General features: G+C 68.6%; 13 protein-coding genes. 9 read left to right on the top strand and 4 right to left on the bottom strand.

The window, feature by feature from the left end; genetic code table 11:
- Window positions 1–2: 2 nt before the first annotated feature.
- On the bottom strand, window positions 3–1,340 hold the full coding sequence (locus tag ACFVV0_RS07355; protein ID WP_387060447.1) for an aminotransferase class III-fold pyridoxal phosphate-dependent enzyme: 1,338 nt from the start codon (window positions 1,338–1,340) through the stop codon (window positions 3–5).
- Window positions 1,341–1,643: 303 nt separating this feature from the next.
- Here ACFVV0_RS07355 and ACFVV0_RS07350 point away from each other — a divergent pair, with 303 nt between their 5' ends.
- The 4 genes from ACFVV0_RS07350 (at window position 1,644) to ispG (ending at window position 6,330) form a co-directional block, all read left to right on the top strand.
- Complete coding sequence (locus ACFVV0_RS07350) at window positions 1,644–2,621, top strand: FKBP-type peptidyl-prolyl cis-trans isomerase (RefSeq protein WP_387060444.1); 978 nt, start codon at window positions 1,644–1,646, stop codon at window positions 2,619–2,621.
- A gap of 31 nt (window positions 2,622–2,652) precedes the next feature.
- Window positions 2,653–3,732, top strand: a complete 1,080-nt coding sequence (gene dxr, locus ACFVV0_RS07345; RefSeq protein ID WP_387060442.1) for a 1-deoxy-D-xylulose-5-phosphate reductoisomerase — start codon at window positions 2,653–2,655, stop codon at window positions 3,730–3,732.
- Window positions 3,733–3,793: 61 nt separating this feature from the next.
- Window positions 3,794–5,122 (top strand): M50 family metallopeptidase, encoded by a 1,329-nt coding sequence (locus ACFVV0_RS07340; RefSeq protein WP_387060439.1) that lies wholly within the window; start codon window positions 3,794–3,796, stop codon window positions 5,120–5,122.
- A gap of 53 nt (window positions 5,123–5,175) precedes the next feature.
- The gene (ispG, locus tag ACFVV0_RS07335) at window positions 5,176–6,330 is read left to right on the top strand and encodes a flavodoxin-dependent (E)-4-hydroxy-3-methylbut-2-enyl-diphosphate synthase (RefSeq protein WP_387060437.1); all 1,155 of its coding nucleotides are present in this window, start codon (window positions 5,176–5,178) and stop codon (window positions 6,328–6,330) included.
- A gap of 5 nt (window positions 6,331–6,335) precedes the next feature.
- On the opposite strand, the gene ACFVV0_RS07330 is transcribed toward ispG, so the two are convergent.
- Complete coding sequence (locus ACFVV0_RS07330) at window positions 6,336–7,781, bottom strand: RNB domain-containing ribonuclease (protein ID WP_387060434.1); 1,446 nt, start codon at window positions 7,779–7,781, stop codon at window positions 6,336–6,338.
- Between the two features lie 9 nt (window positions 7,782–7,790).
- Window positions 7,791–8,489 (bottom strand): YoaK family protein, encoded by a 699-nt coding sequence (locus ACFVV0_RS07325; RefSeq protein ID WP_387060431.1) that lies wholly within the window; start codon window positions 8,487–8,489, stop codon window positions 7,791–7,793.
- Between the two features lie 34 nt (window positions 8,490–8,523).
- Here ACFVV0_RS07325 and ACFVV0_RS07320 point away from each other — a divergent pair, with 34 nt between their 5' ends.
- Together ACFVV0_RS07320 and ACFVV0_RS07315 are read left to right on the top strand one after the other, a co-directional pair.
- Window positions 8,524–10,287 carry a proline--tRNA ligase gene (locus ACFVV0_RS07320; RefSeq protein ID WP_387060427.1) on the top strand — a complete coding sequence of 588 codons (1,764 nt, stop codon included), beginning with the start codon at window positions 8,524–8,526 and terminating at the stop codon, window positions 10,285–10,287.
- A gap of 294 nt (window positions 10,288–10,581) precedes the next feature.
- Window positions 10,582–11,217 (top strand): hypothetical protein, encoded by a 636-nt coding sequence (locus ACFVV0_RS07315; protein ID WP_387060424.1) that lies wholly within the window; start codon window positions 10,582–10,584, stop codon window positions 11,215–11,217.
- On the opposite strand, the gene ACFVV0_RS07310 is transcribed toward ACFVV0_RS07315, so the two are convergent.
- Window positions 11,214–11,996, bottom strand: coding sequence for a DUF1206 domain-containing protein (locus tag ACFVV0_RS07310; protein ID WP_387060421.1), 783 nt, complete (start codon window positions 11,994–11,996; stop codon window positions 11,214–11,216). The genes ACFVV0_RS07315 and ACFVV0_RS07310 overlap by 4 nt on opposite strands.
- 106 nt (window positions 11,997–12,102) lie before the next feature.
- On the opposite strand from ACFVV0_RS07310, the gene nusA reads away from it, so the two are divergent.
- The 3 genes from nusA to infB all read left to right on the top strand — a co-directional run bounded on the left by nusA (window position 12,103) and on the right by infB (window position 16,343).
- Complete coding sequence (gene nusA / locus ACFVV0_RS07305; protein WP_387060419.1) at window positions 12,103–13,110, top strand: transcription termination factor NusA; 1,008 nt, start codon at window positions 12,103–12,105, stop codon at window positions 13,108–13,110.
- Between the two features lie 51 nt (window positions 13,111–13,161).
- Entirely contained in the window at window positions 13,162–13,440 is a 279-nt protein-coding gene (locus ACFVV0_RS07300; protein WP_387060416.1) for a YlxR family protein, read from the top strand.
- Between the two features lie 83 nt (window positions 13,441–13,523).
- The gene (gene infB / locus ACFVV0_RS07295) at window positions 13,524–16,343 is read left to right on the top strand and encodes a translation initiation factor IF-2 (RefSeq protein ID WP_387060413.1); all 2,820 of its coding nucleotides are present in this window, start codon (window positions 13,524–13,526) and stop codon (window positions 16,341–16,343) included.
- The last annotated feature ends 110 nt before the right edge of the window (window positions 16,344–16,453 follow it).

The raw sequence follows: 16,453 nt of genomic DNA, 5'->3' as shown, positions 1-16,453 counted from the left end.
GCTCAGTTGAACCGCGCGAGCGCCTCTTCGAGCACCGTGGCGGCGTCGTCGATCAGTTCCTCGCTGATCACCACGGACGGGAGGAGACGGAGCACGCTGTCCCAGCTTCCGGCGTCGAGCGGGATGACCCCGTTGGCCGTCGCGTGCGCGAGCACGGCCTTGAGCGCCTCGGGGTGGGGCTTCTTCGTTCCCGGATGCACGAGCTCGACGCCGAACATCGCGCCCTTTCCGCGCACCTCCCCGACGATCGCGAACTTCTCCGCCCAGTCGCCGATCCGCGCCCAGAGGGCCTTCTCGACGCGCTGCGCCTCGGCGAGCAGGTTCTCGCTCTCGATCACCTCGAAGGTGGCGAGGGCGGCCGCGGTCGAGACCGGGTTTCCGCCGAAGGTGCCGCCGATTCCGCCGGGCTGGACCGCATCCATGATCTCCGCGCGCCCGGTGACGGCAGCGAGCGGGAAGCCGCCCGCGATGCCTTTGGCGCTGGTGACCAGGTCGGGCACGACGCCGTGGTGCTCGATCGAGTACCAGGTGCCGGTGCGTCCCATGCCGGCCTGGATCTCGTCGGCGACGAACACGATGCCGTTCTCGGTGCAGAACTCCGACAGGCGCTTGAAGTAGCCGGGCGCTGGGATGACGATGCCGCCGTCGCCCTGGATCGGCTCGACGAACAGGGCGGCGAGCTCGGTCGCGCCGATGTGGGTGTTGATGTAGTCGATGGTGCGCTCGGCGGCCTCTTCACCGGTCATGCCCTCGGGGTCGCGGAACGGGTAGCTGATCGGCACACTGTAGATCTCGCCGGGGAACGGTCCCATTCCGGCGCGCTCCGGCCACGGGCGGTAGGTCATCGCCATGGTGAGGTTCGTGCGGCCGTGGAAGGCGTGGTCGAGGGCTGCGATCGCTCGACGGCCGGTGTACTTGCGGGCGATCTTCACGGCGTTCTCGACCGCCTCGGCGCCCGAGTTCACGAGGATGCTGCGCTTCTCGAAGTCGCCGGGGGTGATCTCGGCCAGCTTCTCGGCGACGCGGACGTAGTTCTCGTACGGCGTGACGGTGAAGAGGGTGTGCGTCAGCTTGGAGGCCTGCTCGGCTGCGGCTGCGGCGACCGCCGGATGCGCGTGCCCGATCGTGGTGACGCCGATGCCGCAGCCGAGGTCGATCAGCCGGTTGCCGTCGACGTCGACCAGGATGGCGCCCGATCCGTGCTCCATGTAGATGTTCGCGAGCGTTCCGGCGCCGCGGCTGACGGATGCGACACGACGCTGCTGCAGTTCCACTGAGCGGGGGCCGGGGAGGGCGGTGACGAGCTGGCGGGTCTGCGGCACGGAGAATTCGCGAGTCATGCCTCCATCGTAGGTTGCCCGGCTGTCAGGTTCGGTCGCCCGGCTGTCCGCTCGCGCCGCGAAGATACCGCCGCGAAGCCCAGCCCGCGCAATGAAGGAAGATTCGCCCGATGCGGGTGAGATCTCCGTCACAACGGAAGGTCTGTCGGAGTGTCGTCCATTTCTTCCGACGTTGGGTTCTGCGCGCCCGGCCCGAAACCCCGGATGAGGGAGTAGCGGTCGCCGGCCGCGCCGCTGTCAGGTTGGACAAAGGCGGATGAGGCAGACTGGTGAGCCCGTGCCCGCAATCTGAAGGTGTCCACTGTGCGCAAAACCCTCTCCGTCCTCGCTGCCGGCCTCGTCGTCGCCGCGCTTGCCGCCTGCAGTTCGGGCGCTCCGACGGCCACTCCGACACCGACGACGTCTGCCGCGTCGCTCAAGTGCGAGAACGTCAAGCCCGGCTCGGTCTCCGACTCGGTCAAGGTCGCCAGCTCGTTCGGCGCCGACCCGAAGGCCACCTTCACCGCTCCGCTCAAGTCGACGAAACTCGAGCGCACCGTGATCTCGAAGGGCGACGGCGAAGAGGTGAAGGGCGGCGACTCGATCGACATCGCTCTCGCCGCGTACAACGGCACGACGGGCGAGTCCATCGCTGCCTCGGCCGGGTTCGACGGTCAGCCTGCTCAGACGGTCAAGGTCGACGCCAACGCCTTCGTCCCCGGCATCGTGCGCGGCGTCGAGTGCCTCCCGCTCAAGTCGCGCATCGCGATCGCGGGACCGGCCAAGGACATGTTCGGCAACGTCGACCTCACCCAGTTCAAGCTGAAGGACACCGACACCGTCGTGTTCGTCATGGACACCGTGAGCAAGGCCATCACGAAGGCGAACGGCGTCTCGGTCGCTCCGACCGCGGGCTTCCCGACGGTCAAGCTGGCATCGGACGGCGCGCCGACCATCACCATCCCGAAGGCCGACCCGCCCACGGAGACCAAGATCGCCCTGCTCAAGCAGGGCGACGGCGAGGTCGTCCAGCCCGGTGACACCGTGACCGTGCAGTACACGGGAGTCCTGTGGCGCAACGGCAAGGCCTTCGACTCGAGCTGGGCGAGCGGAGCTCCTGCCAGCTTCCAGACCACGGGCGTCGTCCCCGGCTTCAAGAAGGCGCTCGAAGGCCAGAAGGTCGGCTCGCAGGTGATCGCGATCGTCCCGCCCGCCGACGGCTACGGAAGCAAGGGCAATGGCGACGTCAAGGCGACCGACACCATGGTCTTCGTCATCGACATCCTGAAGACCACACGCTGACGCTGCGCGGCAAGCCCCATACGATGAGGGGATGCGCAGAGTAGTCATCCTCGGCTCCACCGGTTCGATCGGCACCCAGGCGCTCGACGTGATCGCGGCGAACCGCGACCGGTTCGAGGTCGTCGGGTTGGCGGCGGGAAGAAACAGCGACGAGTTGGCGGCGCAGGCCGAGAGGTTCGGGGTCGCCGACACGGCGCTGGGCGCCGACGACGCCGTGCGGCTGGTCCGCTCGGTGGAGGCGGATGTGGTGCTCAACGGCATCACCGGCTCCGTCGGTCTCGGCCCGACCCTCGCCGTGCTGGAAACGGGCACAACGCTCGCATTGGCGAACAAGGAGTCGTTGATCGTCGGCGGCGAGCTCGTGAAGCGAGCGGCCGCGCCGGGCCAGATCGTCCCGGTCGACTCCGAGCATTCGGCGCTCGCCCAGGCGCTGCGGTCGGGGACGGCCGGCGAGGTCCGCAGGCTCGTGCTGACCGCATCCGGGGGCCCGTTCCGTGGCCGCAACCGCGCATCGCTGCAGGATGTGACCCCTCAGGAGGCGCTCGCGCATCCCACCTGGGACATGGGCCTCGTAGTCACCACCAACTCGGCGACGCTCGTCAACAAGGGCCTCGAGATCATCGAGGCGAGCCTGCTGTTCGACGTGCCGTACGAGCGCATCGAGGTCACCGTGCATCCCCAGTCGGTCGTGCACTCCATGGTCGAATTCGTCGACGGCTCGACGATCGCCCAGGCATCGCCGCCCGACATGCGCCTTCCCATCTCGCTCGGGCTGGACTGGCCGAACCGGGTCGCCGGCGTCGGCGTCCCGCTCGACTGGACGGCGGCGCACAGTTGGACCTTCGAGCCGCTGGACGACGAAGCGTTCCCGGCGGTCGCGCTGGCCAAGCGCGTCGGTATGGACGGAGGCACCTATCCGGCTGTCTTCAACGCCGCGAACGAGCAGGCCGTCGAGGCGTTCCACGCGGGGGAGATCGGCTATCTCGACATCGTCGACACGATCGAGCTGGTCGTGGAAGCGCATCAGCCCTCGGGCGACCTGAGCCTCGAGACGCTCGCCGAAGCCGAGCGCTGGGCACGCGCCGAGGCGAACCGTCTGATCGCCCGCTGACCGCGCCTCCGCATAGCATTCGTGCGGCCCACTCCAAGGTGGGCGAAGCTACTGTTGACCCGTGGAAACCGTGCTCCTCTTCATTCTCGGCGTGCTCATCGTGCTGGTGGGTCTCGCCCTGTCCATCGGTTTGCACGAGATCGGGCACCTGGTTCCGGCGAAGCTGTTCGGCGTCAAGGTGACGCAGTACATGATCGGCTTCGGCAAGACACTTTTCTCGTTCCGCCGCGGTGAGACCCAGTACGGCGTCAAGGCTCTCCCGCTCGGCGGCTACATCTCGATGATCGGGATGTTCCCCCCGGCCAAGGGCGACGAGCACGGCCGCAACGCCACCACCGGGTTCATGCAGTCGATGGCTCAGGATGCGCGGGTCGCCAGCATGGAGACCGTCGCGGTCGGCGAGGAGCAGCGCTCCTTCTACAAGCTCGCGGTCTGGAAACGCATCATCGTCATGTTCGGCGGGCCGTTCATGAACCTGCTGATCGGTGTGCTGCTGTTCGGAGTGCTCCTGATGGGGTTCGGAACGCCGCAGGCATCGACCACGGTCGGCTCGGTCAGCCAGTGCGTGCTGCCGTCGACCAGTGCGCGGCAGACGTGCGAGCCGGGCGACCCCTCCGGTCCGGCCGCCGGTGCGGGCATCCAGCCCGGCGACAAGATCGTCAGCATCGACGGAACGACGATCGCCAGCTGGAACCAGTCGACCTCGATCATCCGCACCTCCGCCGATCGCACGCTGTCGATCGTGATCGAGCGCGACGGCGTCAAGCGCACCGTCGCGGTGACACCGAAGACGAACACCGTGGCGAAGACCGACGCCAACGGGGTGGTGCTGAAAGATGCCGACGGCACCGTCCAGACGCAGAGCGTCGGCTTCCTCGGGATCGGCACCGAGCAGCAGCTGGTGCCCCAGCCGGTCACGTCGGTTCTGCCCGCCGTCGGCGCACAGGTCGGAGCGGTCACCGGAGTCATCATCAACCTGCCCCAGCGTCTGGTCGACGTGTGGAACGCAGCCTTCGGTCCGGGGGAGCGCGATCCGAACGGACCGATGAGCATCGTCGGAGTCGGCCGGGTGGCCGGCGAGGTCACGGCGCTCAACGGCGTCCCCGTCGTCGACAAGGTGTACTCGATCCTCGGACTGCTCGCCTCGCTGAACATCGCCCTCTTCGTCTTCAACCTCATCCCGCTGCTGCCTCTCGATGGCGGCCACATCGCGGGCGCTCTGTGGGAGGGCATCCGTCGCACGTTCGCGAAGCTGTTCAAGCGGCGCGATCCCGGACCCGTCGACATGGCGAAGCTCATGCCGCTGACGATGGCCGTCGTCGTCGTGCTCGGCGGCATGAGCCTGCTGCTCGTCTACGCGGACATCGTGAAGCCTGTCGCGATCGGCTGATCCGCACATCCCACGCCCAGCCGGCTCTCAAACAGCCGCGTAGGATTGGGTTCGTGGCAGCAATCAACTTGGGGATGCCCAAAGTCCCCGAAACACTCGCCCCCCGACGCAAGTCCCGGCAAATCAAAGTGGGCAAGGTCCTGGTCGGCGGCGACGCCCCGATCAGTGTGCAGTCGATGACCACGACGCCCACCACCAACATCAACGCGACGCTCCAGCAGATCGCCGAGCTGACGGCCTCCGGATGCGACATCGTTCGTGTCGCGGTGCCGAGCCGTGACGACGCCGAGGCGTTGCCGATCATCGCCAAGAAGAGCCAGATCCCGGTGATCGCCGACATCCACTTCCAGCCGAACTACGTCTTCGCGGCCATCGACGCAGGTTGCGCGGCCGTTCGCGTGAATCCCGGCAACATCCGCAAGTTCGACGACCAGGTCGGCAAGATCGCCGCGGCCGCGAAAGCCGCAGGAGTCTCGCTGCGCATCGGCGTCAACGCCGGGTCCCTCGAGCCGAGTCTGCTCCAGAAGTACGGCAAGGCGACACCCGAGGCGCTCGTCGAGAGCGCTGTGTGGGAGGCGAGCCTGTTCGAGGAGCACGACTTCCACGACTTCAAGATCTCGGTGAAGCACAACGATCCCATCGTGATGGTGAAGGCCTACCGGCTGCTGGCCGAGCGCGGCGACTGGCCCCTGCATCTCGGTGTGACGGAGGCCGGCCCCGAGTTCCAGGGCACGATCAAGTCGGCCACGGCCTTCGGCATCCTGCTCGCCGAGGGAATCGGCGACACGATCCGCGTCTCCCTCTCGGCCCCGCCCGCGCAGGAGGTCAAGGTCGGCCTGCAGATCCTGCAGTCGCTCAACCTCCGCGAGCGCAAGCTCGAGATCGTCTCGTGCCCGAGCTGCGGCCGCGCGCAGGTCGATGTCTACAAGCTCGCCAACGATGTGACCAGCGGGCTCGAGGGCATGAGCGTTCCGCTTCGCGTCGCGGTCATGGGGTGTGTCGTGAACGGTCCGGGCGAGGCCCGCGAGGCCGACCTGGGTGTCGCATCCGGAAACGGCAAGGGCCAGATCTTCGTCAAGGGCGAGGTCATCAAGACGGTCCCCGAGTCCGAGATCGTGGAGACGCTCATCGCCGAGGCCAACCGCCTCGCCGCCGAGATGCCCGACGTCACCTCCGGCGAACCCACCGTCACGGTCGGCGCCCACTAGCCCGACTACTCGGCGGTGCGATCGCGGGCCGTCGTGAACGTGAGCCTGCCCGAGGCGATGTCGGCTGCGGTGAGGGTGAGGTGCACGACGGCGCCGGGGAGCTCCCAATCGGTTCGGGGGCAGGAAGCGACGACCGACGGCTCCGCCAGCTGAACCGTCATCCTGTCGCCGCGCACCGACAGCACGGTCGCGTCGAACTCGTCGCCAACCCGGTCGACCAGCAGGGCGGCCTCCACCCGGTCGACGGATGCGGCGTTCAGCCGTGAGGCGAGGCGTGAGGACGCGCCCATGATCGAGGGGAGCTCGCCCAGCGACTCGAGCGCCCATCCGGGAACCTCCGCACCCGCCGAGAGCGCCTCGCAGATCACGAGCACCCAGCGGTCGACCAATCGGCGCAGCGGCGCGGTCGTGTGCGCATACGGCGCGGCGACGGCGGACTGCAACGGGTCGGCCGGCGCCTCGCCGCGCATCACGACGTAGCCCGCTCCGCGGAAGAGCCCCGTGGCCGCCTGCATCACGGCGAGGGCGCGGGGATCCGAGTGGTCGAGACAGCGCAGATACTCGCCGTACGGCACATCCTCGGGCCAGGGGAGGCCCAACGCCGTCGACTGGGCGCGAAACGCCGCCACGGCCTCGTCGGTGGGCGGCGGCATGGTGCGCAGGATCCCCACGCGTGCATCGAGCATGAGGCGGGCAGCGGCCATCCCGGTCAGCAGTGAGAGCTGAGCGTTCCAGCCCTCGACCGGCAGCGGAGCGCGTCGTTCGAGGGTGTAGCCGCCCTCCCGCAGCACGACCTCCTCGTCGGGCGCGTCGAGGCTCGCGCCGCCGCGCTCGCGCTCGAGCTCGATCCGTGCGAGGCCGACCGTCGCCAGGAGCAGCAGTGTCCCGGGTGCGCTCCCGTCGTCGATCGCGGACTGCGCCTCCTGGTAGGTCCACTGCCGGCGGGATCGGATGCGCGCCCGCGCGACGGAGACGGACGTCTCGCGCCCCTGCGCATCCAATACCAGGTCCCAGACATACGCCCCTCGGACGACACCCGCCAGCAACGAGCCGGCGTGCTCGCCGATGGCGGCCGGATGCAACGGGATGCGGCCGTCGACCGCGTAGACCGTCTGGCCGCGCCTGCGGGCCTCGGCGTCGACGGCGCCGTCCGGCCGCACGAGCGCGGGGACGTCGGCGATCGCGTAACGCACGCGGAAGCCGTCTCCGGCCCTCTCGATGTGCATGGCCTGGTCGAGGTCGGTCGAACCCTCGGGGTCGATCGTCAGGAACTCGACGGCGGTGAGATCCGCATCGGGCAGGACGAGTCCCGCCGCGGCAGCTCCTGCCTCGCGCTCGACCGGCTCGGGGAATCCGTCGGGCAGGTCGAGGCCGGTGCGCAGTGCTGCGAGAGCGGCGGCGAGCTCACTCTGGGCGGCGGATGCGGTGACGTGGGTACGGCGATCCGGCATGCGGTCAGCCTAATCCGCGGCCGCCTCAGCATCGACGTGCCGCGTCTCGCGAAGCAAGTGCCCGACGAGTGCCAGGACGAGCGCGATCCCGCCGGCGACGCAGAGACCGAGGGGCACGCCGACCCGCACGAGGAGGGCGCCGACCAGGGCGCCGGCGAGCACGAGGATCACAGCGAGCGCTCGACGCCGCCACCGAGCTCCCGTGCCTCCGGCGATCCGCGAGTCGGCCGCGAACCCGGTCAGGGTCGACGTGACGACGACCGTGGTGATGTCGGCGACGGCCAGGCGCCTGGCGGTCGCGGCCTGCAGTCCCATGGTCACGGCGAGGATGGTGGTCAGGATGTACGTCCAGACCGTGCCGTGCACCGGCGGAACGAAGATGCTGATCACCCCGAGCGAGAGCGTTGTCGCCGCGGAGACGGTGAGGGCCGCGGTGGTGGCCCGTCCCCATCCGGTGCGCGACCTGGACAGGGACCGACCGCCGATCGCGGCGCCGAGCAGGAAGCCGCCGAGGGCGAGGGTCGGGCCGAGTACGGGAAGCCCCTCGGCGCCGGTGATGGCCATGCCGAGGATGACGACGTTGCCGGTCATGTTCGCGGTGAACACCTTGTCGAGACCGAGGTAGCCGACGGCGTCGATGATCCCGGTCGTGAAGGTGAGCCCGAGCATGAGGGCGAGGTGGAGGCGGGTGGAGTCCTTGGTGCGCATGAACCAAGTGTGCCGTGCCCTCTAACATGGAACGGTGCCTACACGCCTGACGAACTACTTCCTCCGCACTCTTCGCGAAGATCCCTCCGATGCCGAGGTCACCAGCCACCGGCTGCTCGTGCGCGCCGGCTACATCCGGCGCCAGGCGCCGGGCATCTTCGCCTGGCTGCCGCTGGGATTGCGTGTGAAGGGCAAGATCGAGGCGATCATCCGGGACGAAATGACGGCCGCGGGCGCCCACGAGGTGCACTTTCCCGCCCTGCTGCCCCGCGACGCCTACGAGGTCACGGGTCGCTGGGAGGAGTACGGCGACGGGCTGTTCCGCCTGAAAGACCGCAAGGGCGCCGACATGCTGCTCGCGCCGACGCACGAGGAAGCGTTCACGCTGCTGGTGAAAGACCTGTACTCCAGCTACAAGGATCTTCCGCTGGCGATCTACCAGATCCAGGACAAGTACCGCGACGAAGCGCGCCCCCGCGCCGGCCTTCTGCGCGGCCGCGAGTTCACGATGAAAGACGCGTACACGTTCGACTACACCGACGAAGGCCTCGATCGGAGCTACCAGTCGCAGCGCGACGCCTACGAGCGCATCTTCACCCGCCTCGGGCTCGAGTACGTGATCGTGAAAGCGGACGCCGGAGCCATGGGCGGGTCCCGCAGTGAAGAGTTCCTGCACCCCACCCCGATCGGCGAAGACACGTTCGTGCGATCGGCCGGGGGATACGCGGCCAATGTCGAGGCGTTCACCACGCTCGCGCCCCCCACCCGCTCGTACGAGAAGCTGACCCCCGCCGAGGTGCTCGACACGCCGGATGCGCCGACCATCCAGACCCTGGTCGACGTCGCGAACGAGAAGCACCCCCGTCCCGACGGCCGGCTGTGGACGGCGGCGGACACGCTCAAGAACGTCGTGCTCGCCCTCACCCACCTCGACGGCACCCGCGAGATCGTCGTCGTCGGACTGCCGGGCGACCGCGAGGTCGACACCAAGCGTGCCGAGGTGGCCTTCGCGCCCGCCGAGGTCGAACCCGCCACCGACGCCGACTTCCAGCGCAACCCCGGCCTCGTCAAGGGGTACATCGGACCATGGTCTCCCGACGGCCAGGTGCTCGGCGAAGACGGCACGACGCACCTCCGGTACGTGGTCGACCCCCGCATCGTCGACGGCTCCGGATGGATCACCGGCTCCAACATCGAGGGCAAGCACGTCTTCGGCCTGGTCGGAGGCCGCGACTTCAGCTGGGACGGCACTGTCGAGGTGGCCTCCGTCGTCGACGGCGACCCCGCCCCCGACGGCTCCGGTCCGGTGGAGCTCGCCCGTGGCATGGAGATCGGCCACGTCTTCCAGCTCGGCCGCAAGTACGCCGACGCGCTCGGCCTCAAGGTGCTCGACGAGAACGGCAAGCTCGTCACGGTGACGATGGGCTCGTACGGGATCGGCGTGACGCGCATCCTCGCGATCATCGCCGAACTCAACAACGACGACAAAGGCCTCATCTGGCCGGAGGCCGTCGCACCGTTCGACGTGCACGTCGTGGCAGCCGGACGCGACCAGGTCGCGTTCGACGTCGCAGAGCAGGTGACGGAGTCCCTCGAGGACGCGGGTCTCGACGTGCTGATCGACGACCGACCCAAGGTCTCGCCCGGCGTGAAGTTCGGCGACGCCGAGCTGATCGGCGTTCCGAAGATCGTCATCGTCGGCCGCGGTGCCGCCGACGGCGTCGTCGAGCTCTGGGACCGCCGCACCGGCGAACGCAGCTCGCTCACCATCGCCGAAGCGCTCGCCGCGCTCGCCTGACCTCGACTCGTGCCTAAAGTGCGGTCGGGCGCGTCCCGACCGCACTTTTCGCACGAGCACACAGGATGCGTTGTCCACAGGTGAGCGGACGTGCCCGTGCGCGTGGCGTGCAGGCACGAATCTGGGGCGATGGTATGTGCGAAAGAGCTTCCGGATCAGGTCGGCGATGCACCGTTCTCGACGGGGTGGGCACGGGCGAACGGAGTGGCGGCGCGGAGGTTGCGCGCACGTGACATCGTCCATCCGTTTCACGGGGTCGACGCGCGCGCGGTCCCAGCGACCGTCCCTCTTCACGTGAGCATGGTGTTCCCTCGCACGCCGCCACGGACCCCGGGTATCGCCGGGCACAGTCTCGCGGCCCTCGACATCTACGAGGTCGCTGGCGTGCCGGTGTGCTCGCCGGTGCAGGTGTGGCAGCAGCTCGCGGTGACGAGCGCGCGGGGGGAACTGGTCGCCATCGGCGACCATATCGTCGGTGCGCGCCGCCGCGGACCGCTAGCGAGCGTCGACCACCTCCGCGAAGCCGCCCGGGCGAGCGTAGCGAAGGGGGCGCCCGCGCTCCGCTGGGCGGCCGACCGCGTGCGCTGGGGAGCCGACTCGCGGCCGGAGTCGCTCCTCCGGCTGGCGCTCGTCGCGGCGGGCTTTCCGGAGCCGTCGGTGAATCCGCCGATCATGCTCCCTGCCGGTCGCGTCATCCATCCTGACCTCGCGTTCGTGCCGCAGCGGACGATCCTCGAGTACGAGGGCGACGGGCACCGCACGGACCCCGACCAGTGGATGCGCGACATCCGCCGTCACGACGAGACCACGGCTGCCGGGTGGAGGCTGATGCGGGTCACGCGTGCCGACCTCTTCGTCCATCGCCCTGAGTTCCTTCGTCGCCTCGGGAGAGCACTCGGTGCGAACGGTGCGGACGGGCGCGCCCCCTAAAGCCGGATGGCGACCGACCGGACGCACCAGAAGACGCCGTAGGCGATGAGGCCGAGGCCCATCGCAACGAGCAGAACGACGCCGAACGGAACCCGGGTCAGCGCCTTGAGCGCGCCGTCGAGGCCGCCGGCGAGCTCCGGGTCGTAGGTGAGGGCGCCCGCGACGACGAGGGCGCCGACGATCCCGAGGGCGATGCCTTTCGCGATGTAGCCGATGCGGCCGAGCGTGACCGTGACTGTGGCGAGGCGGTTCGCGGGGAGCGCGAGGCCGCGCTCGAAGGTCTTCCTGACCCCGCTGACGATGAAGCCGATGCCGATGCCCAGCACGACGAGACCGATCAGGCCGAGCACGAAGACGCCACCGGGCTGCGCCAGGAGGCCGGCGCTCGCCGACTTCTCCGTCGAGGAGGCGTCCTGACGGCTGCCGGCGGCGATGGTGATCGCCGTGACAGCCAGCACCGCGTAGACCACTCCTTTGGCGATCTCGAGGATGCGCTGACCGCCCTTGCGCGCGACCACCGACTGCAGGATCTGCCAGAGCGTGAGGGCGACCAGTCCGACGATCGCGGCCCAGACGACGAACAGGCCACCCGGGACGTCCACGAGAGCTTGCAGGGCCCCGGACTGGTCGGCGTCCCCGCCTGCGCCGAAGGCGACCGCGATCGCGATGCCTCCGATGAGGATGTGGAGCAGACCGATCGTCGCTGTTCCGACGCGGGCGAGGACACGGACGAGCGGGTTCCGCTCCGCCGTTCGGGCGACGGCCTTCGGGGTGGACATGCCGCACACGGTACCCCGTTCCAGGCGGGCTCAGGATCGGGTACCGTAGTTAGCTGAGTCCGTCGCGCAGTTTCGCGGCGGCAAGATCTGAATAGAGGAGGCCGGCATGGACATCGACCTCAGCGTCTTACGTCTCATGGAACGTGAGCGGGAGATTCCCTTCGACGAGCTGGTGCAGATTATCGAGCAGGCGATTCTGACCGCCTACCTGAAGCACACGAACCAGGCCGACCACCGTCACGGGCACACCGACGAGCCGCCCGCGGCCCGCGTGCACCTCGATCGCAAGACCGGTCACGTGTCCGTCTACGTGCCCGAGAAGGACGAGGAGGGCAACGTCGTCGGCGAAGCCGAGGACAGCCCGAGTGATTTCGGCCGGATCGCGGCGTTCGCCGCAAAACAGGTCATCAACCAGCGGCTCCGGGACATCGCAGACGATGCAGTGCTCGGAGAGTTCCGCGGACGCGAGGGCGACATCGTCGCCGGCGTGATCCAGCAGGGTCCGAACCCGCGCATGATCCACGTCGACCTCGGCAGTGTCGAGGCGATCCTCCCGCCCGAGGAGCAGGTGCCGGGCGAGGAGTACACGCACGGGTCGCGCATCCGGGTCTATGTCACGAGCGTGTCGAAGGGACTCAAGGGCCCGTCGATCACGGTGTCACGCACGCACCCCGCTCTCGTCCGCAAGCTGTTCGCGCTCGAGGTCCCCGAGATCGCGAGCGGTGTCGTCGAGATCGTGTCGCTGGCCCGCGAGGCAGGGCACCGCACCAAGATCGCCGTGCGGGCGACCGAGCCGGGCGTCAACGCCAAGGGCGCCTGCATCGGAGAGCTCGGGCAGCGGGTTCGCGCTGTCACCGCCGAGCTGAACAACGAGAAGATCGACATCGTCGACTACTCGCCCGACCTGGCCACCTTTGTCGCCAGCGCTCTCTCGCCCGCCAAGGTGACCAGCGCGTTCGTGATCGACGAGTCTCTCAAGGCCGTGCGGGCGCTCGTCCCCGACTACCAGCTTTCGCTCGCCATCGGCAAAGAGGGCCAGAACGCCCGTCTGGCCGCCAAGCTGACCGGCGCGAAGATCGACATCCAGCCGGATTCGATCCTCGACAAGGAGTGACCCTTCGACAAGGAGTAGGCGCGCCGAGCCCGGCTTGTGCGCGGGTGTAAGATGGAAGCTGTTAGAACGTGCGTCGGATGCCGTTCTCGCGCCCCCCGGTCCTCGCTTCTGAGGGTCGTCGCCCAGAATTCGGAAATCGTGGTGGACCCGTCTGCCACTCTTCCCGGGCGGGGCGCGTGGCTTCATCCGACTGGCGAGTGTCTCGACAAAGCCTTGCAAAGGCACGCCTTCGGGCGGGCGTTGCGGGTCGACGGGATGCTCTCGACCCAGGCCATCCAGGACGCACTACGAGAGAACAGGCTGAACGGCACAGTGAACTCAAATGAGTGACAACTAATGAGCGGCTCGAAATGAGACCCGTCCGTAACTAACGGTCTGCCCTGCTAGGGGTAGGCCCCCTAGACAGGAGAATTGTGGCTGCAAAACCACGCGTACACGAGGTCGCTAGCGAACTCGGAGTCGACAGCAAGATAGCTCTTGCGAAATTGAAGGAAATGGGCGAGTTCGTCAAGGGACCGTCCTCCAGCATCGAACCGCCGGTGGCGCGCAAGCTTCGCGCTGCCCTCGAGGCGGAAGGCTTCACGGCCGACAAGGCGGCAGCTTCCAGCACCGCCCAGGCTCCGAAGGCGGCGGCGCCGAGCGCTGCCCGCCCCGCGGCGCCTGCCCCGGCACCGGCCGCATCCGAGACCCCGGAGCCCGCGAAGGCGTCGGCTCCCGTTCCGGCGGCACCGCTCTCCGTCGCCGAGCGCCAGGCGCTCGCCGAGCAAAAGGCGGCCGCCGAGGCTGCTGAGGCCGCCGCTGCCAAGTCAGCGCAGACCAAGCCGGCAGAGTCGGCGCCCGGCACGGAGACCGCGACCGACGCGGTCAAGCCGTCGACGCCGCGTCCGGCTGGCACCAACAGCAGCATCCCGCGCCCGGGTGCGCCGCGTCCGGGTAACAACCCGTTCGCGTCGAACCAGGGTATGGGCCAGCGCCCGAGCACCCCGCGCCCCGGCAACAACCCGTTCGCGAGCTCGCAGGGCATGGGCCAGCGGCCCACGCCGGGCAACATCCCGCGTCCGACCCCGCCGCGTCCCGGTTCGCCGCGTCCCGGCACTCCGGGTCAGGGTGGCGCCGGAAACCGCCCGGCCCGTCCGGGTCAGGGTGGCGGCAGCCGTCCCGGCTTCCAGCAGCGCCCCGGTAGCGGCGGCGGTGCCGGAGCAGGTGCCGGTGCCGGCGGTGGCTTCCAGCGCCCCGGTGGCGGCTTCGGCGGTCCCCGTCCTGCCGGTGGTGGCGGTCGTGGTCGCGGTCCCGGCGGTGGAACCGCTGGCGCCTTCGGCCGCGGTGGCGGCAAGAGCAAGGCCCGCAAGTCGAAGCGCGCCAAGAGGCAGGAATTCGAGCTGAGGGAAGCTCCGTCGCTGGGCGGTGTGAGCGTTCCCCGCGGCGATGGCAACACCATCGTGCGGCTGCGCCGCGGCGCATCCATCTCGGACTTCGCCGACAAGATCGACGCCAGCCCCGGAAACCTCGTGACCGTGCTCTTCCACCTCGGTGAGATGGCGACGGCCACGGAGTCCCTCGACGAGGCGACCTTCGGAATCCTCGGCGACGAGCTGGGCTACAAGGTCCAGATCGTGTCTCCGGAGGACGAGGACCGCGAGCTGCTCGAAGGCTTCGACATCGACCTCGACCAGGAGCTCGAGGACGAGACCGACGAAGACCTGGAGATCCGCCCGCCGGTGGTCACAGTCATGGGTCACGTCGACCACGGTAAGACGCGCCTGCTCGACGCCATCCGCAAGGCCAATGTGGTCGAGGGCGAAGCCGGTGGCATCACCCAGCACATCGGTGCGTACCAGGTGTGGACCGAGCACGAGAACATCGAGCGCGCCATCACCTTCATCGACACCCCGGGCCACGAGGCGTTCACCGCCATGCGTGCCCGCGGCGCGCAGGTCACCGACATCGCGATCCTCGTGGTCGCGGCCGATGACGGCATCATGCCGCAGACCATCGAGGCGCTGAACCACGCGCAGGCCGCCAACGTGCCGATCGTGGTCGCAGTGAACAAGATCGACAAGCCGGAGGCGAACCCCGCCAAGGTGCGTCAGCAGCTCACCGAGTTCGGCCTCGTGGCCGAGGAATACGGTGGAGACGTCATGTTCGTCGACGTGTCGGCGCGCAACGACATCGGCATCCAGGATCTTCTGGATGCAGTGCTGCTCACCGCCGACGCCGGTCTCGACCTGCGCTCGAACCCCAACAAGGACGCCCGCGGTATTGCGATCGAGGCCAAGCTCGACAAGGGACGCGGCGCCGTGGCGACCGTGCTCATCCAGTCGGGAACGCTCCGCGTCGGAGACCCGATCGTCGCTGGAACGGCCTACGGCCGCGTTCGTGCGATGGTCGACGAGAACGGCGAAACCGTGCACGAGGCATACCCCTCGCGCCCGGTGCAGGTGCAGGGTCTGTCGAGTGTCCCGCGAGCCGGCGACACCTTCCTCGTCACCGAGGAGGACCGCACGGCCCGTCAGATCGCCGAGAAGCGCGAGGCTGCGGAGCGCAACGCCATGCTGGCCAAGTCCCGCAAGCGCATTTCGCTCGAGGACTTCACGCGTGCTCTGGAAGAGGGCAAGGTCGAGGCGCTCAACCTCATCATCAAGGGCGACGTGTCCGGTGCCGTCGAGGCGCTGGAGGAGTCGCTCATGAAGATCGAGGTCGACGACTCGGTGCAGTTGCGCATCCTTCACCGCGGTGTCGGTGCGATCACCGAGTCGGACATCGACCTGGCGACCATCGACAATGCGATCGTCATCGGCTTCAACGTCCGCCCCGACGTCAAGGCCCGTGAGCGCGCAGCCCGCGAGGGTGTGGATGTGCGGTTCTACTCGGTCATCTACAACGCGATCGACGACATCGAGAACTCCCTCAAGGGAATGCTCAAGCCGGAGTTCGAGGAGATCCAGTCGGGTGTCGCCGAGATCCGCGAGGTGTTCCGTTCCTCCAAGTTCGGCAACATCGCCGGTGTCATCGTGCGGTCGGGAACGATCACGCGAAACGCGAAGGCTCGCGTCATCCGCGACGGCGTCGTGGTGGGGGACAACCTCACCATCGAGTCGCTGCGTCGATTCAAGGACGACGTCACTGAGGTGCGCACGGACTTCGAAGCCGGTATCGGCCTCGGCAAGTTCAACGACATCCAGATCGGCGACGAGATCGAGACGACCGAGATGCGGGAGAAGCCCCGCGCGTAGGTCGAGTGGTCGCCGGGGGCTGTTGCGCCGGCGGCCCGGCCCGAAAGGGGAGTAAGTTGATGGGTGATCCGGGGCGCGCGGGAAAGCTCGCAGACAGAATAAAGGTGATG

The sequence above is a fragment of the Leifsonia sp. NPDC058230 genome (assembly GCF_042882245.1).
Taxonomy (GTDB): Bacteria; Actinomycetota; Actinomycetes; order Actinomycetales; family Microbacteriaceae; genus Leifsonia.
Note: the sequence above shows the minus strand (reverse complement) of the source record. Positions and strands in the feature narration are given on the sequence as shown.

Excerpts from the sequence above, each read along its gene's own strand:
- ACFVV0_RS07355 (WP_387060447.1), bottom strand. The coding sequence starts at position 1,340 with ATGACTCGCGAATTCTCCGTGCCGCAGACCCGCCAGCTCGTCACCGCC.
- dxr (WP_387060442.1), top strand. The coding sequence starts at position 2,653 with ATGCGCAGAGTAGTCATCCTCGGCTCCACCGGTTCGATCGGCACCCAG.
- ACFVV0_RS07330 (WP_387060434.1), bottom strand. The coding sequence starts at position 7,781 with ATGCCGGATCGCCGTACCCACGTCACCGCATCCGCCGCCCAGAGTGAG.
- ACFVV0_RS07325 (WP_387060431.1), bottom strand. The coding sequence starts at position 8,489 with ATGCGCACCAAGGACTCCACCCGCCTCCACCTCGCCCTCATGCTCGGG.
- ACFVV0_RS07310 (WP_387060421.1), bottom strand. The coding sequence starts at position 11,996 with ATGTCCACCCCGAAGGCCGTCGCCCGAACGGCGGAGCGGAACCCGCTC.
- nusA (WP_387060419.1), top strand. The coding sequence starts at position 12,103 with ATGGACATCGACCTCAGCGTCTTACGTCTCATGGAACGTGAGCGGGAG.
- ACFVV0_RS07300 (WP_387060416.1), top strand. The coding sequence starts at position 13,162 with ATGGAAGCTGTTAGAACGTGCGTCGGATGCCGTTCTCGCGCCCCCCGG.